Origin of the sequence: Ramlibacter tataouinensis (genome assembly GCF_001580455.1) — a bacterium.
In the GTDB taxonomy this organism is placed as follows: domain Bacteria; phylum Pseudomonadota; class Gammaproteobacteria; order Burkholderiales; family Burkholderiaceae_C; genus Ramlibacter; species Ramlibacter tataouinensis_B.
The window spans coordinates 4,105,273-4,132,083 of sequence record NZ_CP010951.1 but is presented as its reverse complement, the minus strand read 5'-3'; the positions used below and the strand labels follow the sequence as shown (position 1 = coordinate 4,132,083).

The window sequence follows — 26,811 nt, the reverse complement described above, 5'->3', positions numbered from 1 at the left end:
GTCAGCGGATCGTGAACGGGCCGCCGGTGTTGCTTTGCACGCTCCACTGGCCATTGCCGAGGAACTGCAGCGTCACGCTGTCGTTCTGGTGGCCGGTGATCCCGCCGCCGGTGCCGACCGAGGTCCGGTTGCCCTGGCTGGTGTAGAGCTGGCCCGGTGTGGCGGGGAAGAACAGGCCGGTCGCGGCGGCCAGCTTGGCGCCATCGGCCGACATGGCGATCGTGCGCCAGTTGGTGGCGCCGGCCGGCATGGTGAGCGGCGCGAAAGTGGCACCGCTGTCCGTCGACATCACGACGCGGCCCGGCGTGGTGGTGGTGCCCACCGTGCGGTCCGACATGCTGGCCGCGATGCTCTTGCCGTCGCTGGACATCGCGATGGCGGTGTAGTCCGCCGTCTGCGTGAAGCTGCGCGTCCAACTGGCGCCGCGATCACGCGACACGAAGATGCCGCTGCCCGGCCCCGTGCCGAATGAATTGGCCGCCACGGCGATCGTGTTCCCGTCGGCCGACATCTTGACGCGGTACCAGGACTCGAGCACCGGAGTCGTGGTGCCGGTCAGGATCACGGGACGGGCGACCCAGGTCGCGCCGGCATTGGTCGACAGGAATATCTCGGAGGTGTGGGCCACTGCCATGATCACCTGACCGTCGGCCGAACTGTCGACGCCGCGCCACCAGTAGGTGCCCGCCGGCAGCGTGGCCGCGGTCCAGGTGGCGCCGCCATCGTTGCTGAACTGGAGACGTCCGGTAGGGGTCGGGCCGGTCGGCGTCGGCTGGATCACGGCCGCGAGACGCTGGCCGTCCGCAGACATGGTCACCGATTCGAAGTTCAGTCCGGCCGCGTTGTTGACCAGTGCGTGCGTGAGCCGGGTCCAGGTGGCGCCGAGGTCACTCGAGGTGAACATGCCGCCGCCATACTGCACGGCCACCATGCGACTGCCGGTCGCCGTCATGTCGGACGAGATCCAGATTGCACTCGTGCTGTTGCCGCTTGACCAGGTCTGGCCTCCGTTGCGCGAGGTATCGAGCGCGCCATTCAGGGCCGTGGCGTTCGCTTCGCCCGCCAGCAGCACTTCGCCCGTGGCATCCGACGAGACCCAGTGCCAGACCCTGGGCGGTGTGAACGGTCGCAGCGTCCAGGCCGTGCCCGGCGCCGCGTTGCCGTTCAGGCCGGTGGTGAGGATGGTCTGGTTGGCATTCTGCGCGACGGTCCAGGGCGCGGCGCTCGTGCCGGTAATGCTCACGGTGTCGTTGACGGTCGCCGTAGCCGGCAAGGTCAGTGTCACGGTGCCGGTGCCCGGCGGGTTGACGCTGTAGCTGGTGTTGACGGCCAACTGCGTGTCGCCCGTGACTTGCACGGCGGGCGCCGGCGCGGGTGCGGGCGATGGCGCGGGTGCGGGCGCAGGTCCTGGTGCAGGCGCGGGAGCCGGGGCAGGAGCGGGTGCGTCGCCTCCGCCTCCTCCACCACCGCATGCCGCCAACCACAGCGCCGCCAGCGTGCAGCTCACGACGACGCGGGTCTGGCGAGCGATCGTTCGGCCGGGGCTCATTCCATCTTCAATCTGTCTCATGTTGTCATTCCTTGGGACGGTCCAGACAAACCTGAGCCTCTTGCGTGGCGACAGCCCGACTTGTGGGGAAAAGGCGGGACTGCGCGTCGGAGAATGACGATGGCGACCCGATGGGAAAACGGAAGAACTACAGCGCCGTGCTGGTCGGCACTTCGAGCTGGCTCTGCGGGCCAGGCTCAGCCGCCAGGGGCAAGCGGACGATGAACCTGCTGCCGAGCCCGATTCCATCGCTTTGCGCCGACACCGTCCCGCCATGCATTTCCACCAATCGCTTCACCAGGGGCAGGCCCAGGCCCAGCCCACCGCCGGATCGCTCCGACCTGCCGTCCACCTGCATGAACAAGTCGAACACCCTGGGCAACAATTCCGGGGCGATCCCGCAACCGTTGTCGCGCACGCTGACGGCGACTTGGTCCCTGTCCCGCTCGGCGATCAGCAGGATATCGCCGCCCTCGCCGCTGTACTTGGAAGCGTTGGTGATCAGGTTGCAGAACACCTGGCCAAGCCGCACCGGATCCGCATGCAGCCGAATCGGCTCGTTCGGCAGTTCGATCGTGAGGGTCTGGGAGCGGCGGTCGATCAAGGGCTGGCACGATTCGGCGGCGTATTGCGCCACCGACGCCAGTTCCAGGTTCTCCATCCGCAGTTCCAGCTTGTGGCTGGCGATCCGGCTGACATCGAGCAGGTCGTCCACCAGGCGGGTCAGTTGGCTGACTTGCCGCTCCATGGTCTTGCGCGCCTGCGCCACGAAGGCGGTGTTGCCGGGGTCGAGCTTCAGGATTTTCAATGAGTTCGCAATCGGGGCGAGCGGGTTGCGCAACTCGTGCGCCAGCATGGCCAGGAACTCGTCCTTGTAGCGCTCCGCGTCCCGAAGTGCCTGCTCGAACCGCAGCCGGGCTACCAGGTCGGCGCCGTGGCGGGCAAGTATGTCGACCACCTGACGATCCTGTGGCGAGACGCTGTGCGGTTCCTTGAAGTGCACTGAAAGCATCCCTACCACGTTGCCCTGGTAGGCCGTCAGCGGTGTGGAAAGCACGGAGCGGTAGCCCGCTTCCGCGGCCACGGCGCGGTGGGGCGCGAATTCGGCATCAAGCTCTACGTCTTCGATCATGAGCTGCTGGCCGCTCTGGAGCACCTGTGCGCAGGCAGAACCTTCGTGCACGTGCACCGCGCGGAAGTGGTCGAGGAACGGCCGGCGGAAGCCACGCTGAGCCACGATCTCGAGCGCTTCCACCTTCGTGTTGAACAACTGCACATTGCCGAAGCTGGCGTGGCAGATCTGGATGGCACAGTCGAGCAGGTCCTCCAGCGCTTCATCCAGGAGTCGGGCTGCGAGCAGGCGGCCGCTCAAGGCGTGCAGCGAACGCAGGCGCTGCTCGGACTCGCGCAGCGCCTCGGTGGCGCGTTGGCGCTCGGTGATGTCGACCAGCGCACCCACCACGCGCACTGCGCCGTCGGGACCGTCCTTGAAAACCTCCGCCGTGGCCTCGACCCAGATCCACTCGCCGTCTTTGCGCCGGATGCGGTATGTGGCGCTGTACGAGCCCCCCGCCTCCATGACCCGTGCGATTCTTTGTCGGTGCAGGGCAAGGTCACTCGGGTGAATGAGCGAATACCACCAGTCGAGCGTGAGCTCCAGGTCTTCAGGGCGGTAGCCGGTCACGCGCTCCAGGCCATGGGCGGCGATGCTGCCGTCGGGCATCAACTCATAGACCAGCGCCCGTGCAGCATCCAGCGCCAGCCGGCAACGCTCCTCGGATCGACGCAGGTTCGAGTCCATGTGCTGCCAATAGCTCAAAAGCGAGGCCGCTTTGACAAGCAGTCACCCAGTCGCGAGCGGATATCCCGGTCCTCCTCGCTCATGCCCGACGGTCATATCGGTGCGCCTTGGGTTAAGAAAAAATTAGGTTGTCGCTGCCTGTGGCGCTGTCGGACATCTTCCATTCTCAGCGTGAGGCTTCATTGCCGGCTCGACGCCCGAGCAAAGCTCAGCGGAAATCCCGGCTTCCACTGCGCGTCTGGCTGGCCAGCCTCCCGAGCAGCGGCGTCAGGTCCTCCAGCTGCTCGGCCACCAGGTGGCAGACCTGGCCGCCGCTTTCCACGTCGCGCTGCCAGGTGCCGTGCACCGCCAGCAGGCGGGCGCGCAACAGCGGCTCGCGTTGCGCCTCGCGCACCGACTTCCAAACGATCACGTTCACCGGGCCCGTTTCGTCTTCCAGCGTGACGAAGATGGTGCCGTTCGCGGTCTGCGGCTGCTGGCGCACCGTGACGATGCCGCAGGCCGACACCCGCCGGCCGTGGGGCAAGTGCTGCAACTGGCTGGCGCTGCGCAGTTTCCTCTTCGCGAGTTTCGGCCGCAGCAGCGCCAGCGGATGGCGGCGCAGCGTGAAGCCGAGCGAGGCGTAGTCGAACACGATCTCCTCGCCTTCGGCGGCCGCCTCCAGTTCGAGGGCCGGTTCGTTCAGCGGCGCATCGCGCAACAACTCGGGCGGCCTTTGCTGCGCGGCCGCTTCCCAGACCTGCTGCCGGCGATGACCGGCCAGCGACAGCAGCGCGTCGCCCGCCGCCAGCGCCTTCAGGTCGCTGGCATCGAGCGCGGCCCGCAAGGCGAGGTCTTCGACATTCAGGAAGGGCTCGCCCGCCCGGCATTCCGCGATGCGCCTTCCGCCCTTTTCACTGAGCCCGCCCACCTGCCGCAGTCCGAGCCGCACCGCCGGGCGGAAATTGGAATCTGACCCCAAATTCTTATTGGGGTCAGATTCCAATTTGCTGTCCCAGTCGCTGCAAGCGACGTCGGGCGGCAGCACCGCGATGCCGTGGCGCTTGCCGTCCTGGATCAATTGCGAGGGCGAATAGAAGCCCATGGGCTGCGAATTGAGCATGGCGGCCAGGAAGCTCTCGGGCTCGTGGCATTTGAGCCAGCTGCTCGAATACGCGAGCAGCGCGAAGCTGTAGGCGTGGCTTTCGGGAAAGCCGTACTCGCCGAAGCCTTCGACCTGCTTGAAGATGCGCTCGGCGAAGTCCTGCGAGTAGCCCTTGGCCAGCATGCCCGCGATGAGCTTGTGCCGGAACTTGTCGACGCCCCCCCTGCGCTTCCAGGCGGCCATCGCGCGGCGCAGCGCATCGGCCTCGGTGGCACTGAAGCCGGCGGCGATCATGGAAATCTCCATGACCTGCTCCTGGAAGATCGGCACGCCCAGTGTGCGGTTCAGCGCCTTCTGCAAGCGCGGCGCCTGGTCGGACGGCTCCAGCGCGGAGCGCTCGTACTCGATCGCTTCGCCTTGGGCCACGCGCTCGCGCGCCTTCAGGTAGGGGTGCACCATGCCGCCGGCGATCGGGCCCGGACGCACGATCGCGACTTCGATCACCAGGTCGTAGAAGCAGGTCGGCTTCAACCGCGGCAGCATGGACATCTGCGCGCGGCTTTCGATCTGGAACACGCCCACGGTGTCGGCGCGGCGGATCATCTCGTAGGTGGCCGGGTCGTCGTTCTCCACGTCATAGATCGTGAAGGGCACGCCGCGGCGCCGGCTCACGAAGGCCAGGCAGCGGCGGATCGCAGTGAGCATGCCCAGCGCCAGCACGTCCACCTTCATCAGGCCCATATCTTCCAGGTCGTCCTTGTCCCACTGGATGACCGAGCGGTCCTTCATGCTTGCGTTCTCCACCGGTACCAGGCGCGTGAGCTGCGTCTGCGTGAGCACGAAGCCGCCCACGTGCTGGCTCAGGTGGCGCGGAAAGCCCATCAGCGTGGCGGTCAGTTCCATCCACTGCGCCGCCAGGTGCTGCGTGATGGGCGCGCCGGCGATCTGCGCCAGTTCGGCCAGGCGTCCGGTGGCAAGCGAATCCTCGAACCAGTGGTGGTCCTTGGCGAAGGCATCGATCAGCGGTTCCGGCACGCCCAGCGCCTTGCCGACGTCGCGGATGGCGCTGCGGCTGCGATAGCAGATCACCACCGCCGCAATGGCGGCCCGCTCGCGCCCGTACTTGCGGTAGATGTATTGAATGACCTCCTCGCGGCGCTCGTGCTCGAAGTCGACGTCGATGTCCGGCGGCTCGTTGCGACGGTCGATGCTGATGAAGCGCTCCAGCAGGGGCTCGGAATGCATCGGGTCCATGGCGGTGATGCCCAGGCAATAACACACTACCGAGTTGGCGGCCGAGCCGCGGCCCTGGCACAGGATCTGTTGCTTCCGCGCGTAGCGCACGATGTCGTGCACCGTGAGGAAGAACATCTCGTAGCGGCACTGCTCGATCAGGCGAAGCTCCTTGTCCAGCAGACGCGTCACCTTGTCCGGGATGCCTTGCGGATAGCGCTCGCGCGCGCCTTGCATGGTGAGCTGCGCCAGCGCCTGCGTCGGCGTCATGCCGGGCGGCACGGTTTCCCGCGGGTAGTTGTACTGGATGGCGGTGATGTCGAAGCGGCAGCGCGCCATTACTTCCAGCGTGGCTGCGAGCAGCTCGGCGGGAAAGATCTCGGCCAGTCGCTTGCGCTGGCGCAGGTGCCGTTCGGCGTTGCCCTGCAATTCGGTGCCGCATGCCGCCACCGGCGTGCCCAGGCGCACCGCCGTGATCACGTCCTGCAGCGGCTTGCGCGATCGCAGGTGCATGTGCACCTCGCCGGCCGCGACCAGGCGCACGCCGGCGCGCTCGCCTGCCTCTTTCATGGAGGCCAGCCACAGGTCGTCGTCCAGCAGGCAGGGCAACTCCACGGCGAGCCAGAGATCGGCGCCGAACAGGTCCTGAAGCGCGCGCAGCCGCGCGCACAGGCTTTCGAGCTCGAACCCTTCCCGCTTGGGCGCCAGCAGCAGCTGGCAGCCCTTGAGCAAGCCGAGCTCGCTTTCATCCCAGCTCACGCAGTAGTCGCCCTTCTGCGCGGTCATGCGCGCGGCGGTGATGAACTGCGTGAGCCCGCCCCAGCTGTCCAGGTCGCAGGCCAGCGCCACCAGGCGGGCGTCGCCCATGTCGAACTCGCTGCCGAACAAGAGCTGGAAGTGCCGGCTGCGCCGCTCGCCCGGCGAAGCCTTCTCCAACCGGGCGATGAACTGCGCGTACTCGTTCCAGCCGGACCAGGCGCGCACCACGCCCGCCACCGAGCATTCGTCGGTGATGGCCAGCGCCTCGTAGCCCAGGTCGTAGGCGCGGCGCACCAGCTCCTGCGGATGCGAGGCGCCGCGCTGGAAGCTGAAGTTGCTGATGCAATGCAGCTCGGCGTAGCGTGGCAGTGGATCGGGCCCCTGCGCCAGCACCGGCGGCAGGTCGTGGTCTTCGTCCAGCAGCGGCCGCGGCTTGTTGATGCTTTCAGGCATAGAGGCCCTGCAAATACCAGCGCGCGCGTCCGTTGCCGCCCGGCCGCTCGCGGTAGATCCAGACCAGCCCCGCTTCCTCGCTGCGGGCGATGAAGTAGTCGCGGCAGGCCGGACCGCCCTCTTCCCACCAGCCGGTCTCGACACGATACAGGCGCGCCAGCCGGCGCAGCGGCCCGCCATGGCAAGGCGTGTCGCCGCGCATCTCGAGCAGCACCGGCTCGGGCAGCAGCCAGGTGGGATAGAGCGCATCGACAGGATGCGCGGGGCCGGGTCTGCTTGCCTCAAGATGGCCCTTGGCCGGCACCCAGCTTTGCATACGTTCCGGCCGGTGGTCGGAATGCACCTGGTTCACCAGCACCTGCTGCTCGCCCAGGCGCGCGCTCAGGCGCTCGACGAATTCGTGCAGCTTCTCGCCGGGCTTGTTGTCCTCGGGCAGCAGGCTGGTGGACAGGCCCGGCCAGGGCGCGGTTTCGAGCGAGCGCAGCCGCAGGTGGTTGGCCGGCGCCGACAGGGTGGCGCGCGACAGGTGTTCGGACACCAGGCGGCGCAGGTGCAGCATGTCCTGCGCTGGTTGCGCGGTGCGCACCTGCAGGCACTCGTTCGGCGGCAGTTTTTTTCCGTTGAGCCTGCGCAGGTCCAGCGTCCATTCCAGCTCGAGCGCCAGCACGCCGAGGTGGCGCGCCCGCAGCCACAGTTGCATCTGCGACAGCAAGCGCTGCGCGGCCCACATCAACTCGGGTGCGCTGGTGGCCAGCGCCGCCAGTTCCACCCGCAGGTCGAAGCTTTCCGGCGCGCTGATCCAGTCGTAGCGCTCGGGGCGATCGCCCCAGGCGCGATCCAGCGCCTCCAGCAGCGGCGCGCCGAAGCGGCGCACCAGGCCGGCGCGCGGCAGGCGGCGCAGCTGCCCCCAGCTGCGGCAGCCGATGCGCTCCAGGAGCCCCAGGTGTTCACTCGCCGCGCTGAGCAAGTCCAGGCCCAGGGCATCGGGCAGCTGCGCGGGCGCGGGCTCGCGCCGCCGCTTCAGGCGCATCAGCGCCAGCGCGACCAGCGAGGTCTCAGCGGCGGCCCAGGGCGCCGGCGCGAGCACATCGCCGGTATCGAGCAGGCTGCGCAACAGGCGCTTGCGTCCGCCCCACAGCCTTTCGCTGGCCGCCACTTCCAGCAGCAGGGCTTCGTCGACCCAGGCCACGCGCGGGGTGAACCGCAAGGCATGCCAGCCCCAGGCGGTGCGCTCCTCGTCATGCGATGGCCACAGTGCGATCCAGTACATGCGATCGGTCCTTCTGGGTGGCAGTGATGGATGGCGCCTTCGCCTTGCGCGAATCGAGCAGCTGCGACAGCCGTTTCGGATGCGAAGGCAGCTCGAGCGGATAAGCCAGCGGCGGTCCGCGGCGCTTGAGGATGCGCAGTTGCAGGCTTTCGCCCTCCTCGATCTCGAGCCGCAGCCGCGCGGGTGAGGACTCGGCGCGCACCCGGGTCGGGCGAAAGACGAACAGCAGCTTCCCGAACTGGGCAGCGGCCAGGTGCAGGCGCCTCAATTCAGCTCCCTTCGATTGCGGCAGCCAGGCAAGCACGGCGGGCACATCGGCACAGCGCAAAGCCTGTTCCGCGGCCCACAGGCGCGCTGGGGGCTTTGCCGCCTCGATGCGCAGCAGGCGCGAATGCAGCAGGCCCTGCGCATCCAGCGCGGGCGCGAAGGGCTCGAAAGGCGCATTCACCAGCACCATGGGCCCGTCCTGCTCGCGCGCGAGCTGCGCCAGCGCCGGCAGCAGCAATTGCCACACATGCCGACCGGGGCGCTCCTGCAATATTTCGAGCAGCGCGCCCACCGGCCAGCCGCCGCCCGGCAGCTGAGCGTCGAGCCGGGCATGGCCGCTGGCGAGCACCTTCTCCGCCGTGCAGGCCAGCTCAGGCACGCGCCACACATGAGGCAAGGCACCGGGGGCTATGGAGCGGGAAGGCGAACGCACGGAAAATGGCAGTCGACGGATGGCTGTCTATTTATACAGTATTTTGGCAGGTTCGGTGAAGAACAAAACCCTGCACCCCGAGGACTTCATCGGCCGCTCGGAAGACGTGGCCCGCATGCTCATCGGCGCGGTGCTGCTGGTCGATGGCGTCGGCGGGCGGATCGTGGAAACCGAGGCCTACGACCGCGAAGAGCCCGCTTCGCACAGCCATGGCGGCCCCACGCCGCGCAACGAATCCATGTTCGGCCCGCCCGGCCGCGCCTACGTCTACCGCTCCTACGGCATCCACTGGTGCCTGAACTTCGTCTGCCGCGAAGAAGGCCACGGGGCCGGGGTGCTGATCCGCGCGCTCGAGCCCTTGCACGGCATGGCCCTCATGCGCGCGCGTCGAGGCCTGCAGGAGCCCCGGCTCCTATGCTCGGGACCGGGACGGGTCGGCCAGGCGCTGGGCATCACCCGCGAGTTCGATGGCCGGCGCCTCGACCAGCCGCCGTTCCACGTGCTGGCGGCCGATGAGCCTTCGCGCATCGTCGCCGGCCCGCGCATCGGCATCTCCAAGGCCATGGAGCTGCACTGGCGCTTCGGGCTGGCCGGCTCGCGCTTTCTCAGCCGCCGGTTCGCCGATCCCCTGGATTAGCGTCAGTAGCGCGGCTGACCTGGCTGCGGCTGCGCCGGCTCGGTCTCGATCAGCGCCGGCTCGCGTACCGGGCCACGCGCAGCGGGCGGCCGGTAGGCCGGCAACACGCTGACGCCCGGCGCCATGCGCGCATCCGGCTGGCGCACCAGCACCACGCCGCGCCCGAGCCGCTCGTAAGGCGCCTTCATGGCGCGCGCCGTGCGCTCGTCGGTCAGCAGCGGCGACGCCGTGGCGAGATCGGGCCCGCCCGCGCCGTAGGCCACCGAGCTGAGCACCGGGCACTGCTGCGCATCGAACACCATATGGCCGCCGGGAAAGCGCTCCGGCACCGTTTCGTGCAGCGGACGGCTCATGTCCACCGGGGGTTTGTCGCCGTGGTAGACGACGCGGTCGGCGCGGTCGTAGACGGTGTAGCAGGCCAGCGCCTGCAGAGGCGCCAGAGCCAGCAGCGGCACCAGCAGCACGGATTTCGAACGGCCCATGACGCTCTCCCGCCGCGCGGCTGCACGGCCCGGCATCATCGTGGGCTCAGCGGGCCAGGGGGTTTGCAGGTTGAGGCTGAATCCGCGTGTCAGCGGACACCGATAAACATCAGGTCCAGCTTGGCGGATCGGTTCCCGGCGGCACCGAGGCGCGGTCATAGCGCGCGGGCGTGCGGCCGAGTTGCGCACTGTGGCGGATGGCCTGCAGGCGCCCGAAGCCCGAGTCGCTCTCCTCAACATAGGGTGCGTGCGACGGGCGGACGGCCGCGAAGCCGTCCTTCACGCGCCCGAGGCTGCGCAGCCATTGGCCGGTCTGCGCCAGCGCCACCTGCACATGCCAGCTGCCGCCTTCGCGCTGCTGGCGGCGCAGCGCGGCCGCGGCGCCCAGGGCGATGAGGTAACCCGAGGCTTCGTCCAGGATCTGCATGGGCAGCGCGCGTGGCTTGCTGTCACCGGCCGCCTCGGCTTCAGCGACATTGAAGCCCATCGCCGTCTGCACCAGCGAGTCGAAGCCGCGCCGATCGGCCCAGGGCCCCGCCGTGCCGTACGCGCTGAGCGAGACGCAGACGATGCCCGGCCGCCGAGCCGCAAGGGCGTCGGGCCCCAGCCCCAGCGCCTGCATCCCGCCCGGGCGGTAGCCCTGGATGAAGACATGCGCGTCGGCCAGCAGCGCGTCCATGGCGGCGCGGCCTTCCGGCGAGCGCAGCTCGAGCAGTGCCGAGCGCTTGCCGCGGCTGGTGTCGGCGATCGCTTCGATGTTGGGCAGGCGCGGCGAATTGACCAGCATGACGTCGGCGCCGTACGCCGCCAGCGCCTTGCCGCCCACCGGCCCGGCCAGGATGCGGGTGAGGTCGAGCACGCGCACGCCTTCCAGCGGGCGCTGGCTGGTGGACAGCGGCGCCAGCGGCAAGGCGGGGGCGTCGCCGATGCGATCGATGCGAAAGAGCGGCTGCGCGGCGATCGCCTGCCCCTGCGGCGTCGCATCCCATTGCTCGAAGCCTCGCAGTGCCGTGGCCACCAGGGCGCGCCCGGCCGCGGCGCTTTCGAAGTCGATGGCGCGCCAGCCGGCCATCGCGCGCTCGGCGTCCTGGCGCGTGGCGGTGGCGGGGTCCAGCCCAAGCAGGCGAAGCGCGCCGTCGCGGTGATGGCGGAAGTTGGCATGCACGCGCACCCAGCCGTCCGAGCAGCGGTACAGCCCGGAAAAAGGGTCCCACAGCTCTGGCGTGCGGCCGTCGACCGAGAACCAGCCGGTGCACTCGAGGGCCGCGTGCGACATGTCGACGGCCACGCGCTGGCGCGGCACGCCGCGCAGGTGCCCGAGCTCACAGGCCGCCAGGGCGGCCGCCGCTATGGTGGATTGCGCCGCCGTGCCGACGGCGAAGGAAGATGGCAGGACGGGGTCGCGCCCCGTCAAATCAACAAGGCGCAGCGCATCTTCCGGCAGTCCGGCAAGCTGCCAGAGACCAGTGAGCGCAGCGCTCGCGCTCAATGCAGCTTGACGCCGGTCTTCGACTGGATCAGTTCGCGGGTGACGTCCGGGGCCAGTTCGACGAGCTTGAGGCCCTCCGGCGTCACGTCCATCACGCCGAGGTCGGTGATGATGCGGTCGACCACGCCCAGGCCCGTCAGCGGCAGCGTGCAGCTCGGGAGGATCTTCAGGTCCTCAGTGCCGTCCTTCTTCCTCGCGACGTGCTCCATCAGGACGATCACGCGCGGCACGCCGGCCACCAGGTCCATGGCGCCGCCCATGCCCTTGACCATCTTGCCGGGGATCATCCAGTTGGCCAGGTCGCCCTTCTCGCTGACCTGCATCGCGCCCAGGATCGACAGATTGATCTTGCCGCCGCGGATCATGGCGAAACTCTCGTGGCTGCCGAAGATCGAGGAGCCCTTGATCGTGGTGACCGTCTGTTTGCCGGCGTTGATCAGGTCGGGATCGACTTCGTCCTCGGTCGGGAAGGGGCCGATGCCCAGCATGCCGTTTTCCGACTGCAGCCACACTTCCTTCGCACCGGTGAAGTTGGCCACCAGCGTCGGGATGCCGATCCCGAGGTTCACGTAGAAGCCGTCCTGCAGTTCCTGTGCCGCGCGAGCGGCCATCTGGTCTTGGGTCCAAGGCATATCAGTCTCCTGGGGATTACTTGCGGTCGCGCGTGGTGCGCTTTTCGATCCGCTTTTCTGGCGTCGGGTTGTGCACGATGCGGTGCACGTAGATGCCCGGCAGGTGCACGTCGTCCGGCGCGATCTCGCCCGTGGCGACGATGCGCTCGACCTCGACGATGCAGATCTTGCCGGCCATGGCGGCGGCGGGGTTGAAATTGCGTGCGGTCAGGTTGAAGCGCAGGTTGCCCGACTTGTCGGCGATATCCGCCTTCACCAGCGCCACGTCGGGCACCAGCGAACGCTCCATGACGTAGGTCTCGCCGTTGAACTCGCGCAGTTCCTTGCCGTCGGCCACCACCGTGCCCACGCCGGTCTTGGTGAAGAAGGCCGGGATGCCCGCGCCGCCGGCGCGCAGTTTCTCGGCCAGCGTGCCCTGGGGCGTGAACTCGAGCTCGAGTTCGCCGGACAGGTATTGCCGCTCGAACTCCTTGTTCTCGCCGACGTACGAAGAGATCATCTTCTTGATCTGGCGCGTGTCGAGCAGCTTGCCGAGGCCGAAGCCGTCGATCCCCGCGTTGTTCGAGACGACCGTGAGGTCCTTGACGCCGCTGTCGCGCAGGGCGTCGATCAGGGCCTCCGGAATGCCGCAGATGCCGAAGCCGCCCACGGCCATCATCTGGCCGTCCTTGATGACGCCCTTGAGCGCCTCGGCGGCGGATGGATAGATCTTGTTCATGGAATGGATCTCCTGCTGGAAGACATGGCGAGAAAACCCGGATGAGGTGCTCGCCGCAATGGCGTTACGATACTACCTATTGCGTTACGTAGTTCCGCGTAAAGGTTAGCCCGATGGACGTTGATTACCGGCTGGCATTCAACCTGGCACCAGTAGGACTGTGCCTGTCGCGCAACCGCGTGATTGTGGACTGCAACCTTCAGTTGTGCGAGATGTTCGGCGCTTCGCGCGAGCAGCTCATCGGGCAATCGTTCCAGGTCCTCTACCCCACCGCCGATGAGTACGAACGCCTGGGCGCGCGCATGGCGCCGATCCTCAATGCCAAAGGCCACTACGCCGACGACCGCATCATGAAGCGGGCCAACGGCGAGGTGTTCTGGTGCCACGTCACGGGGCGGGCCCTCAACCGCCAGGCGCCGCACGAGTCAGGCATCTGGACTTTCGAGGACCTGAGCGCGCAGCGCCCGGTGAAGGCCGAACTCACCGCGCGCGAGCGCGAGGTCGCCGCACGGCTGCTGGAAGGCATGACGTCCAAGGAGATCGGCAAGACGCTGGCGATCAGCCACCGGACGGTGGAGATCTACCGCGCGCGGCTCATGCGCAAGTACAAGGCCAGCACCACCGCCGATCTCGTGCACAAGCTCACGGCCGGCATCGCCTGAGGCTGGCGCGGCGGTTTCGCTACGCGCCCGCAGGCGGCTGGATCACCTTCGCCGCCGCGCGGAAGGCGTCCACCGCTGCCGGGAAGCCGCAGTACACACTGGCGTGAAGGAAGATTTCCTGCAACTCCTGGGGCGTGACGCCGTTGTTCAGCGCTCCCCGGACATGGATCTCGAGCTCGTGCATGCGGCCCAGCGCCACCAGCATGGAAACCGTCACGATGCTGCGGGTCTTCAGGTCGATCCCCGTGCGCTGCCAGGTGTTGCCCCAGGCGTTGCGCGTCACCAGTTCCTGCAGCGGCGCGGTGAATTCCGTGGCATTGGCCAGGGCCTTGCTCACGTACTCATCACCCAGCACTTTGCGCCGCGTGGCCAATCCTTTTTCGTCGAGTTGCATGTCCATCTAAGCCTCCTGGAAAGCGCCGACTATAGGACCTTGGGGCACTAGCCAAGCGCGGTCACCTTCGCACACTGGCGGGTTTCGCTTCGTTCGAAGGGGTCAAGCCATGTCCAAGCTCACCACCGCGGCCGGCGCGCCGGTCGTCGACAACCAGAACGTGCAGACCGCGGGGCCGCGCGGCCCGATGCTGCTGCAGGATGTCTGGCACCTGGAGAAGCTCGCCCATTTCGCGCGTGAGGTGATCCCCGAGCGGCGCATGCATGCCAAGGGCTCGGCCGCCTACGGCAGCTTCACCGTGACCCACGACATCACGAAGTACACCCGTGCCCGGCTGTTCTCCAAGGTGGGCAAGCAAACCGACCTGGTGCTGCGGTTTTCCACCGTCGCCGGCGAGCGCGGCGCGGCCGACGCCGAGCGCGACATCCGCGGCTTCGCCGTCAAGTTCTATACCGAGGAAGGCAACTGGGACCTGGTGGGCAACAACACCCCGGTGTTCTTCCTGCGCGACCCGCTGAAGTTCCCCGACCTCAATCGCGCGGTCAAGCGCGACCCGCGCAGCAACCTGCGCAACCCCGACAGCAACTGGGACTTCTGGACGCTGCTGCCCGAAGCCCTGCACCAGGTCACCATCGTGATGAGCGATCGCGGCATCCCGAAGACCTACCGCCACATGCACGGCTTCGGCAGCCATACCTTCAGCCTGATCAACGCGAAGAACCAGCGCTTCTGGGTCAAGTTCCACTTCAAGACCCAACAGGGCATCCAGAACCTGACCGATGCCGAGTCCGCCGAGCTGATCGGCCGCGACCGCGAGAGCCACCAATGGGACCTGCTGGACGCCATCGACCGACGGGACTTTCCGCGCTGGGACGTGAAGATCCAGGTGATGCCGGAAAGCGATGCCGCCAGCTGCCGCTACAACCCCTTCGACCTGACCAAGGTCTGGCCGCATGGCGACTACCCGCTGATCGACGTGGGCGTGCTGGAGCTCAATCGCAACCCGGACAACTACTTTGCCGAAGTCGAGCAGCTGGCCTTCACGCCGGCCGCGGTGGTGCCGGGCATCGGTTTCTCGCCCGACAAGATGCTGCAGTCGCGTCTGTTCAGCTATGGCGACGCGCACCGCTACCGGCTCGGCGTCAACCACCACCTGATCCCGGTGAACGCACCCAAGTGCCCTTACCACAGCTACCACCGTGACGGCACCATGCGGGTGGACAGCAACAACGGCGCGGAGATCGGCTATGAACCGAACAGCAAGGGCGCGCTGCAGCAGCAGCCCGAGTTCGCAGAGCCGCCGCTGGCGCTGGAAGGCGCGGCCGGCCACTGGGACCACCGGGTGGACGACGACTACTACTCGCAGCCCGCGGCCCTGTTCCGGCTGATGACGCCGGCGCAGCGGCAGGCGCTGTTCGACAACACGGCGCGCTCGCTCGGCGGCGCCTCCAAGCCGGTCCAGGAGCGCCACCTCGCCAACTGCAGCAAGGCCGACAAGGCCTATGGCGCAGGCGTGGCCAAGGCGCTGGCCTCGCTGGACACCGGGACGCCCAAGCTGTGAGTTACGCTGGCGGTCACAAGGAGACCCCGTAGTGACCGCCAAAGAACGCTATCCCGCCCCCGAACTCAAGGACGTCCCCGAAGACATCCGCGCCCGCATCCTGGAGGTGCAGGACAAGGCCGGCTTCGTGCCGAACGTATTCCTTGCGCTGGCACGGCGCCCCGCCGAATGGCGCGCCTTCTTCGCTTACCACGACGCGCTGATGCTCAAGGAGGAAGGCTCGCTCACCAAGGGCGACCGCGAGATGATCGTCACGGCCACCAGCGCAGCCAACAACTGCCTGTATTGCGTGGTGGCGCACGGCGCGCTGCTGCGCATCTACGAGAAGAAGCCGCTGGTGACCGACCAGGTGGCGGTGAACTGGCGCAAGGCCGACATCAGCCCGCGCCAGCGCGCCATGCTGGCATTTGCGATGAAGGTCTGCGAGCGCTCGCACGAGGTTGACGACGGCGATTTCAAGCCGCTGCACGCGCACGGCTTCTCGGACGAGGACATCTGGGACATCGCGGCGATCACGGCCTTCTTCGCCCTGTCCAACCGCATGGCCAGCTTTGCCAACATGCTGCCCAATCCCGAGTTCTACCTGATGGGGCGCGTGCCGAAACAGAAGAGCTAGTCCGCTGAATCATTGGAATGGCACCCGAGGGACGCGCGAGACGGATGCGATGCAAGGCGCGAAGCGCAGCGATGCCCGGTGGCATCGCGAGCATTTGCAACGCGGCAGCGCGCCCGTATCGCGTGGACAGCGGGGGGCGATTTCAGTGATTCAGTGGACCAGGATTAAGGGAGGTAGCGCAGGAGCTTTCCGTTCGGGGCTTCGTCGGTCAGCAGGTACAGCGCGCCGTCGGGCCCCTGCTTGACGTCGCGCAGGCGCTCGTTGCGCCCGGCCAGCAGCCGCTCCTGCGCCACCACCGTGTTGCCACTGAGCGTGAGCCGCCAAAGCGCCATGCCGGCCAGCGAAGTCACGAACAGGCTGCCCTGCCACTGCGGCACGGCCGTGCCGGTGTAGAAGGCCATGCCGGCCGGCGCGATGGAAGACTTCGCGCCGCCGGTCCAGGGCGCGCCCGTCACGGTCTCCCAGACCCACAGCGGGTCCTCCATGCCGGGCAGGCTGGCCGGCCCCACCGGCTGCGTGGTGCCGTACTCCTGGCTGCGGCTGGCGAGCGGCCAGCCGTAGTTGCGGCCGGCCAGCACGCGGTTGACCTCGTCGCCGCCCTGCGCGCCGTGCTCGCTGATCCACAGCTCGCCGGTGGCCGGATGCAGGGTCGCGCCCTGCACGTTGCGGTGGCCGTAGCTCCAGATCGCCGGCTGCGCGCCGGCCTGCGTCCAGCTCGGGTTGCCCGGCGCGGGCGCGCCATCGGTGGTGATGCGCATGACCTTGCCATGGCCGCGCGTGAGGTCCTGCGCGAAGCCCCGCTCGGTATCCAGCAGGCGCTCGCCCAGCGTGACGAACAGGTTGCCCGAGCGGTCGAACACCAGCCGCGAGCCGAAGTGTCCGGCGGACGCGGCCTTGGGCAACTGGCGGAAGATCACCGTGACCGCGCTGAGCGTGCGCGCTTCGGTGTCGAGCACGGCGCGGGCCACGGCCGTCCCGTTCAGGCTGGCGTTGCCCGCGTCCTGTTCAGCAAAGCTGAAATAGATGCGCCGGTTGGAAGCGAATGCCGGATCCAGCGCCACGTCCAGCAAGCCGCCCTGGCCTTGCGCGAGCACGGCGGGCACGCCGCCGACCGGGCCGATGAGCGCGCCGTTCGAGGCCAGCAAGCTCATCCGCCCTGCCCGCTCCGTCACCAGCATGCGGCCGTCGGGCAGGAAGGCCAGCGACCAGGGATTGGCGAAGCCCGTCGCCAGTTCAGTCACACTGGGCGCGGGCGCGGGCGGTGCCGGCGCAGGACTCACGCCACCGCCGCCGCCTCCGCCGCCGCCCCCGCAGGACGCCAATGCCGCGAAACCGGCCAGTGTGGCGAGACGGCGAAAGCGGGACCAGGACAAGGCAGCCATAAGCCTTGAGCGTAGCGCCCGCGATTGCGGCCCGGGGGCGCCGCGAGTCGCAAGTGAAAGCGATCGTGTCGGCCCGGCGAAACGGGCTAGATGGCGAAACCGTCGTCGGCCGCGATGATGGCGCCGTTGATGAAATCGCTCTGCCTGCTGGCCAGCAACACGATGAGCGCGTCCAGGTCCTCGGGCTTCCCGACCCGCTTGCGCGGCAGCATCTGGATGAGTTTCTGGCCCTGGTCGGTCTGCCAGTGACGGTGATTGATCTCGGTGTCGATGTAGCCGGGGCAGACCGCGTTGACGTTGATGTCGAAGCGGCCCCACTCCAGAGCCATCGCCTTGGTCATGTGCACCACCGCCGCCTTGCTCATCGCGTAGACGCCGATCTGCGGCAGCACCTTCAGCCCCGCAGTCGAGGCGATGTTGATGATGCGCCCGCCGATGTAGGTGCCCGGCGCGGCGCCGCGGGCGCGCGCCAGCATTCGCTTGCCGACCTCCTGCGCGACGAAGAAGGCACCCTTGACGTTGGTGTCGAAGACGAAGTCGTAGTCTTCCTCGGACACGTCCTGGATGCGCTGCGTGGTGCTAACGCCGGAGTTGTTCACCAGGATGTCGATGGCGCCGACCTCGGTCTCGGCATGGGCCACCGCCGAGCGGATGCTGTCGAGCTCAGTGACATCCAGCTGGACCACGTGGGCGTCGCCGCCTTCGCCTTCGATCTGCGCGCGCAGGTCCTTGAGCTTCTCGATGCGGCGGCTGGCGAGCACCACGGCGGCGCCGGCGCGCGCCAGGGTGCGGGCGAACTGCGCGCCGAGACCGCTGGAGGCGCCGGTCACGAAAGCGACGCGGCCGGACAAGTCGATGCTGTAGCTCACGACGGGTCTCCTGCCTAAAATAGCCGGTTGGCTCGGCCGCGACCGGCCGAAGCCGGCCGGCGGCCAGCAAATAGAATTCTCGAGCCGCGCGCGGCTCGCCGCATGCGCGCCCCAAAACCATTATCAGCGACGACCAGAAAGAGTATTCATGACCCAAGACGAAATCCTTGCGCAATTCGGCCCCCGCGAAGCGATGGAGTACGACGTCGTGGTCGTGGGCGGCGGCCCGGCGGGCCTGGCCACTGCCATCCGCCTGAAGCAGCTGGCGGCCGAATACGAAAAAGAGATCTCGGTCGTGGTCCTCGAAAAGGGATCCGAGCCGGGTGCCCACATCCTCTCGGGTGCGGTGATGGACCCGAGGGCGCTCACCGAGCTCATTCCCGATTGGCAGCTCAAGGGCGCGCCGCTGAACCAGCCGGTCACCGGCGACGCGATGATGTTCCTGACGGAGACGGGCTCGTTCCGCGTGCCCGATTTCGTGCTGCCGCAAAACTTCCAGAACCACGGCAACTACATCATCAGCCTGGGCAACGTGACGCGCTGGCTGGCGCAGCAGGCAGAAGGCCTGGGCGTGGAGATCTTCCCGGGCTTCGCCGCAGCCGAAGTCCTGTACAACGAGGACGGCTCGGTCAAGGGCGTGGCCACCGGCAACATGGGTGTCGGCAAGGAGGGCGAGCCGACCGAGAACTTCCAGCTTGGCATGGAACTGCACGCCAAGTACACCGTGTTCGCCGAGGGCGCGCGCGGCCACCTGGGCAAGCAGCTGATCTCACGCTTCCGCCTCGATGAAGGACGCGACCCGCAGACCTACGGCATCGGCATCAAGGAGCTGTGGGAGATCGACCCCAAGCGCCACCAGCCCGGCTTCGTGATGCACACCGCCGGCTGGCCGATGGAGAACGACACCTACGGCGGTGCCTTCCTCTATCACATGGAGAACAACCTGGTCACGCTCGGCTTCATCACCGGCCTGAACTACAGCAACCCCTATCTGAGCCCGTTCGAGGAGTTCCAGCGCTGGAAGACCCACCGCAACATCCGCTGGTACCTCGAAGGCGACGAGAGCCAGGGCATCAAGCCGGGCAAGCGGGTGTCCTACGGCGCGCGCGCCATCACCGCCGGCGGCCTGATGAGCCTGCCCCAGACAGTGTTCCCCGGCGGCGCCCTGGTGGGCGACGATGCCGGCTTCCTGAACGTGAGCCGGATCAAGGGCAGCCACGCAGCGATCAAGACCGGCATGCTGGCCGCCGAGGCCCTGTACGAGGCGCTGGTCGCCGGCAGGCAGCACGACGAGCTCACGGCCTACCCCGAAGCCTTCGAGCGCAGCTGGCTGTACACGGAACTCAACAAGTCGCGCAACTTCAAGGCCTGGTTCAAGAAGGGGCTGTGGCCCGCCACCCTCATGAACGGCATCGAGCAGTTCGTGTTCCGCGGCCGCATGCCCTGGACGCTGCACAACGACACGCCGGACCACGAGGCGCTCAAGCCCGCGTCGCAGTGCAAGCCCATCGACTACCCCAAGCCGGATGGCAAACTGACCTTCGACCGCCTGTCCTCGGTGTTCATCTCCAACACCAACCACGCGGAAGACCAGCCGGCCCACCTGACGCTCAAGGATGCGTCGGTCCCGGTGAATGTGAACCTGTCGCAGTTCGCCGGCCCGGAAAGCCGCTACTGCCCCGCGGGTGTGTACGAGTTCGTGAAGAACGAGGACAACACGGAACGCCTGCAGATCAACGCGCAGAACTGCGTGCACTGCAAGACCTGCGACATCAAGGACCCGACGCAGAACATCGTGTGGGTCACGCCGGAAGGCGGCGGCGGCCCCAACTACGTGAACATGTGAACGGGCCCCCACGCTCGCTCACTTCGTGTAGCTCGCCGCCCCCCGAGGGGGCCCTCGCGCCTTGGGGCGGCCCGGCGGCGCTCACGCACTCACGGCTGAAAAAGCAGGCGGCCAGTCCGCTTGGCTGCTCTCCTGCAGTTACAATCCCTCGCGTCAGGAGAGCGTTCCCGGTAGTCGAGGGAACCGCCGAAGGCGCAGGCGCATAGCCGAACGCTCAGGCACCCAGGACTGACAAAACGCCTCGACAGAGGCGTTCACCTTGCTGGAGAGAGGCGCGCGCCCGGATGAGCTCGCGTCCACCGAAGGAGCAAACCCTTGTTACGGGTGAATCTCTCAGGTAAAGCGGACAGCAGGGGCCGCCCATGGTCTGTACCATGGATCGATTGCCCTTGACGGAGACTCGCGCTTGTCCGCCAGCACAGAAGAACAGCTCCAGCGCACGCCGCTGCACGCCCTGCACCTCGAACTGGGCGCTCGCATGGTCCCCTTTGCCGGCTATTCGATGCCGGTCCAGTATCCCGCCGGCCTGATGGCTGAGCACCGCCAGACGCGCGAGTCGGCGGGCCTCTTCGACGTTTCGCACATGGGCCAACTGCGCCTGGCCGGTGCCGGCGCGGCCGCCGCGTTCGAATCGCTGATGCCGGTCGACGTGGCCGGCCTGCCTGCGGGCAAGCAGCGCTACGGCCTGCTGCTCAGCGACGAAGGCACCATCATCGACGACCTGATGTTCGTCAACCGCGGCGACGACCTGTTCGTCATCGTCAACGGCGCATGCAAGGCGGGCGACATCGCCCACATGCAGGAACGCATCGGCTCGCGCTGCCAGCTGGTCCCGATGCCCGAGCGCGCCTTGCTCGCGCTGCAGGGCCCGAAGGCCGTGAATGCGCTGTCGCGGCTCGTGCCCGGCGCCGGGAAACTGGTGTTCATGACCGGCGGCGCCTTCGACTGGGAGGGTGCGGACCTCTTCATCACCCGCAGCGGCTACACCGGCGAGGATGGTTTCGAGATCTCGGTCCACGAGTCCCGGGCCGAAGCGCTGGCGCGCGCCCTGCTCGCGCAGCCCGAGGTCAAGCCGATCGGCCTGGGCGCGCGCAACTCGCTGCGCCTGGAAGCGGGCCTGTGCCTGTATGGCAACGACATCGACCTCACGACCACGCCGGTGGAAGCCGGCCTGAATTGGGCGATGCAGAAGGTGCGGCGCAGCAGCGGCGAGCGCGCCGGCGGCTTCCCGGGCGCGGCCCGGGTGCTGGGCCAGCTCGATGGCACGGTCGACGTGCCACGCAAGCGCGTCGGGCTGGTCGCCCTCGAACGGATCCCGGTGCGCGAGCACACCGAGCTGCGCGACGCCCAGGGCCGGCGCGTCGGCGAAGTCACCAGCGGCCTGCTCGGCCCCACCATCGACAAGCCGATCGCGATGGCCTACCTCGAATCGGCCCTGGCCACGCCCGGCACGCGCGTCGATGCCATCGTGCGCGGCAAGCCGGTGCCCATGGAAGTCGCCGCCATGCCTTTTGTGCCCAACCGCTACTACCGCGGCTAGATTACCCAAGGAGAGACCGCATGACCGTCAAGTACACCGAGGAACACGAGTGGATCCAGCTCGAGGACCACGAAGCCGCCGTCGTGGGCATCACGCTGCATGCCCAGGACGCGCTGGGCGACGTGGTGTTCGTCGACCTGCCGGAGGTCGGCAAGAGCTACGCCAAGGGCGAGGTTGCCGGCGTGGTCGAATCGGTGAAGGCGGCGGCCGACGTGTTCATGCCGATCGGCGGTGAGGTGACGGAAGTCAACGAGGAACTGCGCAACAACCCCGCGCTCGCGAATACCGATCCCATGGGCAACGGCTGGTTCTTCAAGATTCTGATCAAGGACATGGCCGAGTTCGACGTCCTGATGGACGAGCCCGACTACATCAAGTTTTCGAAGAACAGTTCCTGAGCGGGAACGCAGGTCGCGGCTGCGGTCCGCGACACGAGGGATCCCGGTGCCGCCGGGATGACGGACAAACGGAGTAGCCATGTTGATGCAGACCGCACGCCCGCTGGGCGAGCTCGAGAATCCTGCGGAATTCATTCCGCGCCACATCGGTGTCACCGAGGCCGACGAGCAGCACATGCTCTCGGTCATCGGCGAAGCCTCGCGCCGCGCCTTGATCGACAGCATCGTGCCGCGCTCGATCGCGCGGGCCTCGCAGATGAAGCTGCCGGCGCCGCTGACCGAGTCGCAGGCGCTCGCCGAACTGCGCGCGATCGCCTCGCGCAACAAGGTGTTCAAGAGCTTCATCGGCCAGGGCTACTACGGCACCTTGACCCCCGCGGTGATCCTGCGCAACGTGTTGGAGAACCCCGCCTGGTACACCGCCTACACGCCCTACCAGGCCGAGATCTCGCAGGGCCGCATGGAAGCGCTGGTCAACTTCCAGACCATGGTGTGCGACCTGACGGCCATGCCGATCGCCAATGCCTCCATGCTGGACGAGGCGACCGCCGCGGCCGAGGCCATGACGCTGGCCAAGCGCAGCGTCAAGAGCAAGTCCAACACTTTCGTGGTGGCGGGCGACTGCCATCCGCAGACCATCGAGGTGGTGCGCACGCGCGCCGCGCCGCTGGGCATCCAGGTGGTGCTGGCCAATTCCGCCGAGGAGTGGGATCGCGCCCTCCAAGGCGACTTCTTCGCCGCGCTGATCCAGTACCCCGCCAGCAGCGGTTGGGTGCACGACTGGGCGCCGGACGTGCAGCGCATCCACGCCAAACAGGCCGCCGCCATCGTGGCCGCCGACCTGCTGGCGCTGACCCTGCTGGTGCCGCCGGGCGAATGGGACGCGGACATCGTGGTGGGCAGCACCCAGCGCTTCGGCATGCCCATGGGCGCGGGCGGCCCGCACGCCGCGTACCTCGCCTGCCGCGACGAGTACAAGCGCTCCATGCCGGGCCGGCTGGTGGGCGTGAGCGTGGACTGCCACGGCAACCCGGCCTATCGGCTGGCGCTGCAGACGCGCGAGCAGCATATCCGCCGCGAGAAAGCCACGTCGAACATCTGCACGGCGCAGGTGCTGCCGGCGGTGGTCGCCAGCATGTACGCCGTCTACCACGGGCCGCAGGGCCTGCGCCGGATCGCCCAGCGCGTGGCCAGCTACACCGCCATCCTGGCCCGCGGCCTGGAGCGCCTGGGCTACACGCAAACACAGATGCACCACGCCAGCGCGTTCGACACGCTGAGCTACAAGACCGGCGAGCAGACGCCCGAACTGGCCGCGCGCGCCATCTCCTTCGGCGCCAACCTGCGCCAGGCCTGGGGTGAGTACACCTGCATCTCGCTGGACGAGACCACGACGCGCGCCGAGATCGAGCTGCTGTGGAAGATCTTCGCCCACGAGGGCCAGGAGCTGCCCACGGTGGCCGAGTTCGAGAAGGGCATCGAACCGCTGATCCCGCAGCAGCTGCGCCGCACCAGCGACTTCCTCACGCACCCGGTGTTCAACACGCACCACAGCGAAACCGGGATGCTGCGCTACATGCGCGCGCTGTCGGACAAGGACCTGGCGCTGGACCGCTCCATGATCCCGCTGGGCAGCTGCACCATGAAGCTCAATGCCACCAGCGAGATGATCCCCATCACCTGGCCGGAGTTCGCGCATGTGCACCCCTTCGCGCCGCGCGATCAGCTGCAGGGCTACGCCCAGCTCGACGAGCAGCTGCGCACCTGGCTGTGCCAGGCCACGGGCTACGCCGGCATCAGCCTGCAGCCCAATGCCGGCTCGCAGGGCGAGTACGCAGGCCTGCTGGCGATCAAGGCCTTCCACGAGAGCAAGGGCCAGGGCCACCGCAACGTGTGCCTGATCCCCTCGTCGGCGCACGGCACCAACCCGGCCAGCGCCCAGATGGTGGGCATGCAGGTGGTGGTGACCGCCTGCGATGCGAACGGCAACGTGGACCTGGCGGACCTCCAGGCCAAGTGCGAACAGCACAGCGACCGGCTCGCCTGCGTGATGATCACCTACCCGAGCACGCACGGTGTGTTCGAGATGCAGGTCAAGGAGCTGTGCGAGATGGTCCATGCGCACGGCGGCCGCGTGTACGTGGACGGCGCCAACATGAACGCGTTGGTGGGCGTGGCCGCGCCCGGCGAGTTCGGCGGCGACGTGAGCCACCTGAACCTGCACAAGACCTTCTGCATCCCGCACGGCGGCGGCGGCCCGGGCGTCGGGCCGGTGTGCGTGGTCGAGGACCTGGTGCCCTTCCTGCCCGGCCACGAGGCCGGCGGCGTCAAGAGCCACGGCGTGGGCGCGGTGTCGGCGGCGCCGCTGGGCAACGCGGCCGTGCTGCCCATCAGCTGGATGTACTGCCGGATGATGGGGCCGGAGGGCCTGCGGCAGGCCACCGAGGTGGCCATCCTGTCGGCCAACTACATCAGCGCGCGCCTGCGCGAGCACTACCCCACGCTCTACGCGAGCGCCAACGGGCATGTGGCGCACGAGTGCATCCTGGACCTGCGGCCGCTCAAGGAAGCCAGCGGCGTCACCGCCGAAGACGTGGCCAAGCGCCTGATCGACTACGGCTTCCACGCGCCCACCCTGAGTTTCCCGGTCGCCGGCACCCTGATGGTCGAGCCGACCGAAAGCGAAACGCTCGTCGAGATCGACCGCTTCATCGAGGCCATGATCGCGATCCGCGCGGAGATCCGGCGCATCGAGCGCGGCGAGTGGCCGCAGGAGGACAACCCGCTTCGGAACGCGCCGCACACCGCCGCCGTCCTGATGAAGGGCGAGTGGACGCATGCCTATCCGCGCGAAGCCGGCGCGGCCGTGCTCGACGAACGCCGGCATGCCAAGTACTGGCCGCCGGTCGGGCGCGTGGACAACGTGTACGGCGACCGCAACCTGTTCTGCAGCTGCGTTCCGATGTCAGCCTACGAAGAGTAAGCGGCATCGACTCGCAGATCCTGATCGTCATCCTCGGAGCCGCGCTGGCCGGCTTCGTCCAGGGCCTCTCCGGCTTCGGTTTCAGCATCACGGCCATGTCCCTCTGGGCCTGGACCCTGGATCCGCGGCTGGCCGCCGCCCTCGCCGTCGTTGGCGGATTCAGCGGACAGCTGCTCGCCGCCCTCACGGTACGCCGCGGCTTCGATCCCCGGCGCCTGGCGCCGTTCCTGCTGGGCGGCCTGGCCGGGGTGCCCCTCGGCGTCTGGCTGTTGCCACGGCTGGACGTGGCGCAGTTCAAGACGGTGCTGGGCGCCACGCTGGTGATCGTCTGCCCGCTGATGATCCTGGTCGATCGACTGCCGAGAGTGACGCATGGCGGACGCATTGCGGATGCGGTCTCAGGCGGCGTCGGCGGACTCATGGGCGGGATCGGCGGTTTCAGCGGCGTGGTGCCCTCGCTCTGGTGCACGCTGCGGGGCTATCCCAAGGACACCCAGCGCTCGGTGGTCCAGAACTTCAACCTGGCCATGCTGGCGGTCACCTTCGCCACCTACCTCGCCACCGGCATCGTGCGCGAGTCGCACGCATCGATGCTGGCCCTCGTGGTGCCTGCGATGGTGCTGCCTTCGCTGCTGGGCGCGCGGCTGTACCGGCGGCTGGGTGACAAGGACTATCGCCAGCTGGTGCTGGCGCTGCTCACAGCGTCGGGCGTCGCTCTGTTGGCTGCGGGCCTGCCGGCGCTGGTGATGCGCTGAGCTTCGTCACGGCCAGGGGCAGGCGCACCGTGAAGGTCGCGCCGCGTCCCGGGCCATCGCTGCTGGCGCTGATGTCGCCGCCATGCAGCGCCACGAGCTGGCGGGCGATCGCCAGGCCGAGTCCCAGCCCGCCGTGCCCGCCCGCGGTCGCGGGGTCCTGCTGGAAACGCTCGAATACCTGCGGCAGGAACTCGGGCGCGATCCCGATCCCCGAATCCCTGACCAGGATGACCGCATAGCCATCCGCTGAACGCAGGGTGACCTCGATCGATCCGCCCTCGGGCGTGAACTTCACGGCGTTGGTGAGCAGGTTGCACATCACCTGCGACAGGCGGGTGACGTCGCCCAGTACCGGGCCGGCCGTCAGGTCCAGCACCTTGCCGATCCGAATGTCCTTGGCGGCCGCCGCCGGCCAGGCCGCTTCCACCGCAGCGTCGATGAACCGCCGCGGCTCGACCGACTGCAGGTGCAGGCGGATCTTGTTGGATGCCATCCGGCTCATGTCGAGCAGGTCCTCGATCAACTTCGCCTGGACCTGGGCGCTCTGCTCGATCACTTCGAGTCCCTTGTCGAGCTCCTCTTCGCTGCCATGGCGCCGGAGCATGTCGGTCCAGCCCAGGATCGCGCCCAACGGATTGCGCAGTTCGTGCGACACCACCGCGAGGAATTCGTCCTTCAGCGCGGCCGCCCGCTCGGCCTTCGCGCGCGCCTCGCGCTCGGCCGCGAGCTCTTCTGTCGCACGCTGCAGCGCCAGGCGCAGGTCGTCGTGGTCCACCGGGTGCCCGGGCAGGGATGAGAGGCGTTCGAGATGCAGGCTCATGCCCGGGTCTTCCCCGCGAAGCACCGCAACGATGTTGTGTTCGACAGATTCATGAACAACACCTGCAACCGGGACGCGAGAGGTTGCAGTGTGTTGCGATTCTGTCGGCCCGGGTCCGCGGGGCCTGTAGGACGCGGCCCCATTGCATCGAAGGCCGCCGCTGGGCTTGGGGCCCTTG

Annotated in this window: 22 protein-coding genes and 2 riboswitches; of the genes, 9 read left to right on the top strand and 13 right to left on the bottom strand. The window is 68.0% G+C overall.

The window, feature by feature from the left end; translation table 11 throughout:
• Position 1: 1 nt before the first annotated feature.
• From UC35_RS24090 to imuA, 5 genes are all read right to left on the bottom strand, one after another.
• Positions 2 to 1,570, bottom strand: coding sequence for a WD40/YVTN/BNR-like repeat-containing protein (locus UC35_RS24090; RefSeq protein ID WP_158513943.1), 1,569 nt, complete (start codon positions 1,568 to 1,570; stop codon positions 2 to 4).
• A 127-nt stretch (positions 1,571 to 1,697) separates the two neighbouring features.
• A complete protein-coding gene (locus UC35_RS19145; RefSeq protein WP_061502533.1) occupies positions 1,698 to 3,350 on the bottom strand; it encodes an ATP-binding protein in 1,653 nt (550 codons plus the stop codon).
• 208 nt (positions 3,351 to 3,558) lie between these two features.
• Complete coding sequence (locus tag UC35_RS19140) at positions 3,559 to 6,879, bottom strand: error-prone DNA polymerase (RefSeq protein WP_061502531.1); 3,321 nt, start codon at positions 6,877 to 6,879, stop codon at positions 3,559 to 3,561.
• Positions 6,872 to 8,149: a Y-family DNA polymerase gene (locus UC35_RS19135; RefSeq protein WP_061502529.1), complete on the bottom strand. Its 1,278-nt coding sequence runs from the start codon at positions 8,147 to 8,149 to the stop codon at positions 6,872 to 6,874. Before UC35_RS19135 ends, UC35_RS19140 begins: the two co-directional genes overlap by 8 nt.
• The gene (gene imuA / locus UC35_RS19130; protein WP_227820383.1) at positions 8,118 to 8,795 is read right to left on the bottom strand and encodes a translesion DNA synthesis-associated protein ImuA; all 678 of its coding nucleotides are present in this window, start codon (positions 8,793 to 8,795) and stop codon (positions 8,118 to 8,120) included. The genes UC35_RS19135 and imuA overlap by 32 nt, the downstream gene beginning before the upstream one ends.
• Before the next feature lie 169 nt (positions 8,796 to 8,964).
• On the opposite strand from imuA, the gene UC35_RS19125 reads away from it, so the two are divergent.
• Positions 8,965 to 9,486, top strand: coding sequence for a DNA-3-methyladenine glycosylase (locus UC35_RS19125; protein WP_061503936.1), 522 nt, complete (start codon positions 8,965 to 8,967; stop codon positions 9,484 to 9,486).
• A gap of 2 nt (positions 9,487 to 9,488) precedes the next feature.
• Here UC35_RS19125 and UC35_RS19120 read toward each other — a convergent pair whose 3' ends face one another.
• The 4 genes from UC35_RS19120 to UC35_RS19105 all read right to left on the bottom strand — a co-directional run bounded on the left by UC35_RS19120 (position 9,489) and on the right by UC35_RS19105 (position 12,807).
• Positions 9,489 to 9,968, bottom strand: a complete 480-nt coding sequence (locus tag UC35_RS19120; RefSeq protein ID WP_061502525.1) for a hypothetical protein — start codon at positions 9,966 to 9,968, stop codon at positions 9,489 to 9,491.
• A 109-nt stretch (positions 9,969 to 10,077) separates the two neighbouring features.
• A complete protein-coding gene (locus UC35_RS19115) occupies positions 10,078 to 11,457 on the bottom strand; it encodes a CoA transferase (RefSeq protein WP_061502524.1) in 1,380 nt (459 codons plus the stop codon).
• Positions 11,454 to 12,089, bottom strand: a complete 636-nt coding sequence (locus UC35_RS19110) for a 3-oxoacid CoA-transferase subunit B (protein WP_061502522.1) — start codon at positions 12,087 to 12,089, stop codon at positions 11,454 to 11,456. The genes UC35_RS19115 and UC35_RS19110 overlap by 4 nt, the downstream gene beginning before the upstream one ends.
• A 16-nt stretch (positions 12,090 to 12,105) precedes the next feature.
• Positions 12,106 to 12,807, bottom strand: coding sequence for a CoA transferase subunit A (locus UC35_RS19105; protein ID WP_061502520.1), 702 nt, complete (start codon positions 12,805 to 12,807; stop codon positions 12,106 to 12,108).
• 113 nt (positions 12,808 to 12,920) lie between these two features.
• On the opposite strand from UC35_RS19105, the gene UC35_RS19100 reads away from it, so the two are divergent.
• A complete protein-coding gene (locus UC35_RS19100) occupies positions 12,921 to 13,469 on the top strand; it encodes a PAS and helix-turn-helix domain-containing protein (RefSeq protein ID WP_061502518.1) in 549 nt (182 codons plus the stop codon).
• A 19-nt stretch (positions 13,470 to 13,488) separates the two neighbouring features.
• On the opposite strand, the gene UC35_RS19095 is transcribed toward UC35_RS19100, so the two are convergent.
• On the bottom strand, positions 13,489 to 13,869 hold the full coding sequence (locus tag UC35_RS19095) for a carboxymuconolactone decarboxylase family protein (protein WP_061502516.1): 381 nt from the start codon (positions 13,867 to 13,869) through the stop codon (positions 13,489 to 13,491).
• 103 nt (positions 13,870 to 13,972) lie between these two features.
• Between UC35_RS19095 and UC35_RS19090 the strand changes: the two genes are divergently transcribed.
• Positions 13,973 to 15,424 carry a catalase gene (locus UC35_RS19090; RefSeq protein WP_061502514.1) on the top strand — a complete coding sequence of 484 codons (1,452 nt, stop codon included), beginning with the start codon at positions 13,973 to 13,975 and terminating at the stop codon, positions 15,422 to 15,424.
• 31 nt (positions 15,425 to 15,455) lie between these two features.
• Positions 15,456 to 16,040, top strand: coding sequence for a peroxidase-related enzyme (locus UC35_RS19085; RefSeq protein WP_061502512.1), 585 nt, complete (start codon positions 15,456 to 15,458; stop codon positions 16,038 to 16,040).
• Positions 16,041 to 16,204: 164 nt separating this feature from the next.
• On the opposite strand, the gene UC35_RS19080 is transcribed toward UC35_RS19085, so the two are convergent.
• Positions 16,205 to 17,320, bottom strand: a complete 1,116-nt coding sequence (locus UC35_RS19080) for a PQQ-dependent sugar dehydrogenase (protein WP_227820381.1) — start codon at positions 17,318 to 17,320, stop codon at positions 16,205 to 16,207.
• Positions 17,321 to 17,508: 188 nt separating this feature from the next.
• On the bottom strand, positions 17,509 to 18,291 hold the full coding sequence (locus UC35_RS19075) for an SDR family oxidoreductase (protein ID WP_061502507.1): 783 nt from the start codon (positions 18,289 to 18,291) through the stop codon (positions 17,509 to 17,511).
• A 148-nt stretch (positions 18,292 to 18,439) separates the two neighbouring features.
• Here UC35_RS19075 and UC35_RS19070 point away from each other — a divergent pair, with 148 nt between their 5' ends.
• The 5 genes from UC35_RS19070 to UC35_RS19050 all read left to right on the top strand — a co-directional run bounded on the left by UC35_RS19070 (position 18,440) and on the right by UC35_RS19050 (position 25,813).
• Entirely contained in the window at positions 18,440 to 20,137 is a 1,698-nt protein-coding gene (locus UC35_RS19070; RefSeq protein WP_061502506.1) for an electron transfer flavoprotein-ubiquinone oxidoreductase, read from the top strand.
• Between the two features lie 144 nt (positions 20,138 to 20,281).
• A riboswitch (glycine riboswitch) is annotated at positions 20,282 to 20,378 on the top strand.
• Between the two features lie 11 nt (positions 20,379 to 20,389).
• Positions 20,390 to 20,497, top strand: a riboswitch (glycine riboswitch).
• A gap of 46 nt (positions 20,498 to 20,543) precedes the next feature.
• Positions 20,544 to 21,677: a glycine cleavage system aminomethyltransferase GcvT gene (gene gcvT / locus UC35_RS19065; RefSeq protein WP_061502503.1), complete on the top strand. Its 1,134-nt coding sequence runs from the start codon at positions 20,544 to 20,546 to the stop codon at positions 21,675 to 21,677.
• A gap of 20 nt (positions 21,678 to 21,697) precedes the next feature.
• Complete coding sequence (gene gcvH / locus UC35_RS19060; RefSeq protein WP_061502500.1) at positions 21,698 to 22,075, top strand: glycine cleavage system protein GcvH; 378 nt, start codon at positions 21,698 to 21,700, stop codon at positions 22,073 to 22,075.
• A 79-nt stretch (positions 22,076 to 22,154) separates the two neighbouring features.
• A complete protein-coding gene (gene gcvP / locus UC35_RS19055) occupies positions 22,155 to 25,058 on the top strand; it encodes an aminomethyl-transferring glycine dehydrogenase (RefSeq protein WP_061502498.1) in 2,904 nt (967 codons plus the stop codon).
• Between the two features lie 5 nt (positions 25,059 to 25,063).
• Entirely contained in the window at positions 25,064 to 25,813 is a 750-nt protein-coding gene (locus UC35_RS19050) for a sulfite exporter TauE/SafE family protein (protein WP_061503935.1), read from the top strand.
• Here UC35_RS19050 and UC35_RS19045 read toward each other — a convergent pair.
• Positions 25,755 to 26,633, bottom strand: coding sequence for a sensor histidine kinase (locus tag UC35_RS19045; protein WP_061502496.1), 879 nt, complete (start codon positions 26,631 to 26,633; stop codon positions 25,755 to 25,757). The two genes, UC35_RS19050 and UC35_RS19045, sit on opposite strands and share 59 nt — an antisense overlap.
• Positions 26,634 to 26,811: the final 178 nt, after the last annotated feature.

Coding starts and splice junctions, on each gene's coding strand:
- UC35_RS24090 (WP_158513943.1), bottom strand. CDS start 1,570: ATGAGACAGATTGAAGATGGAATGAGCCCCGGCCGAACGATCGCTCGC.
- UC35_RS19145 (WP_061502533.1), bottom strand. CDS start 3,350: ATGGACTCGAACCTGCGTCGATCCGAGGAGCGTTGCCGGCTGGCGCTG.
- UC35_RS19140 (WP_061502531.1), bottom strand. CDS start 6,879: ATGCCTGAAAGCATCAACAAGCCGCGGCCGCTGCTGGACGAAGACCAC.
- UC35_RS19135 (WP_061502529.1), bottom strand. CDS start 8,149: ATGTACTGGATCGCACTGTGGCCATCGCATGACGAGGAGCGCACCGCC.
- UC35_RS19125 (WP_061503936.1), top strand. CDS start 8,965: ATGCTCATCGGCGCGGTGCTGCTGGTCGATGGCGTCGGCGGGCGGATC.
- UC35_RS19120 (WP_061502525.1), bottom strand. CDS start 9,968: ATGGGCCGTTCGAAATCCGTGCTGCTGGTGCCGCTGCTGGCTCTGGCG.
- UC35_RS19110 (WP_061502522.1), bottom strand. CDS start 12,089: ATGCCTTGGACCCAAGACCAGATGGCCGCTCGCGCGGCACAGGAACTG.
- UC35_RS19105 (WP_061502520.1), bottom strand. CDS start 12,807: ATGAACAAGATCTATCCATCCGCCGCCGAGGCGCTCAAGGGCGTCATC.
- UC35_RS19100 (WP_061502518.1), top strand. CDS start 12,921: ATGGACGTTGATTACCGGCTGGCATTCAACCTGGCACCAGTAGGACTG.
- UC35_RS19095 (WP_061502516.1), bottom strand. CDS start 13,869: ATGGACATGCAACTCGACGAAAAAGGATTGGCCACGCGGCGCAAAGTG.
- UC35_RS19090 (WP_061502514.1), top strand. CDS start 13,973: ATGTCCAAGCTCACCACCGCGGCCGGCGCGCCGGTCGTCGACAACCAG.
- UC35_RS19070 (WP_061502506.1), top strand. CDS start 18,440: ATGACCCAAGACGAAATCCTTGCGCAATTCGGCCCCCGCGAAGCGATG.
- gcvH (WP_061502500.1), top strand. CDS start 21,698: ATGACCGTCAAGTACACCGAGGAACACGAGTGGATCCAGCTCGAGGAC.
- gcvP (WP_061502498.1), top strand. CDS start 22,155: ATGTTGATGCAGACCGCACGCCCGCTGGGCGAGCTCGAGAATCCTGCG.
- UC35_RS19045 (WP_061502496.1), bottom strand. CDS start 26,633: ATGAGCCTGCATCTCGAACGCCTCTCATCCCTGCCCGGGCACCCGGTG.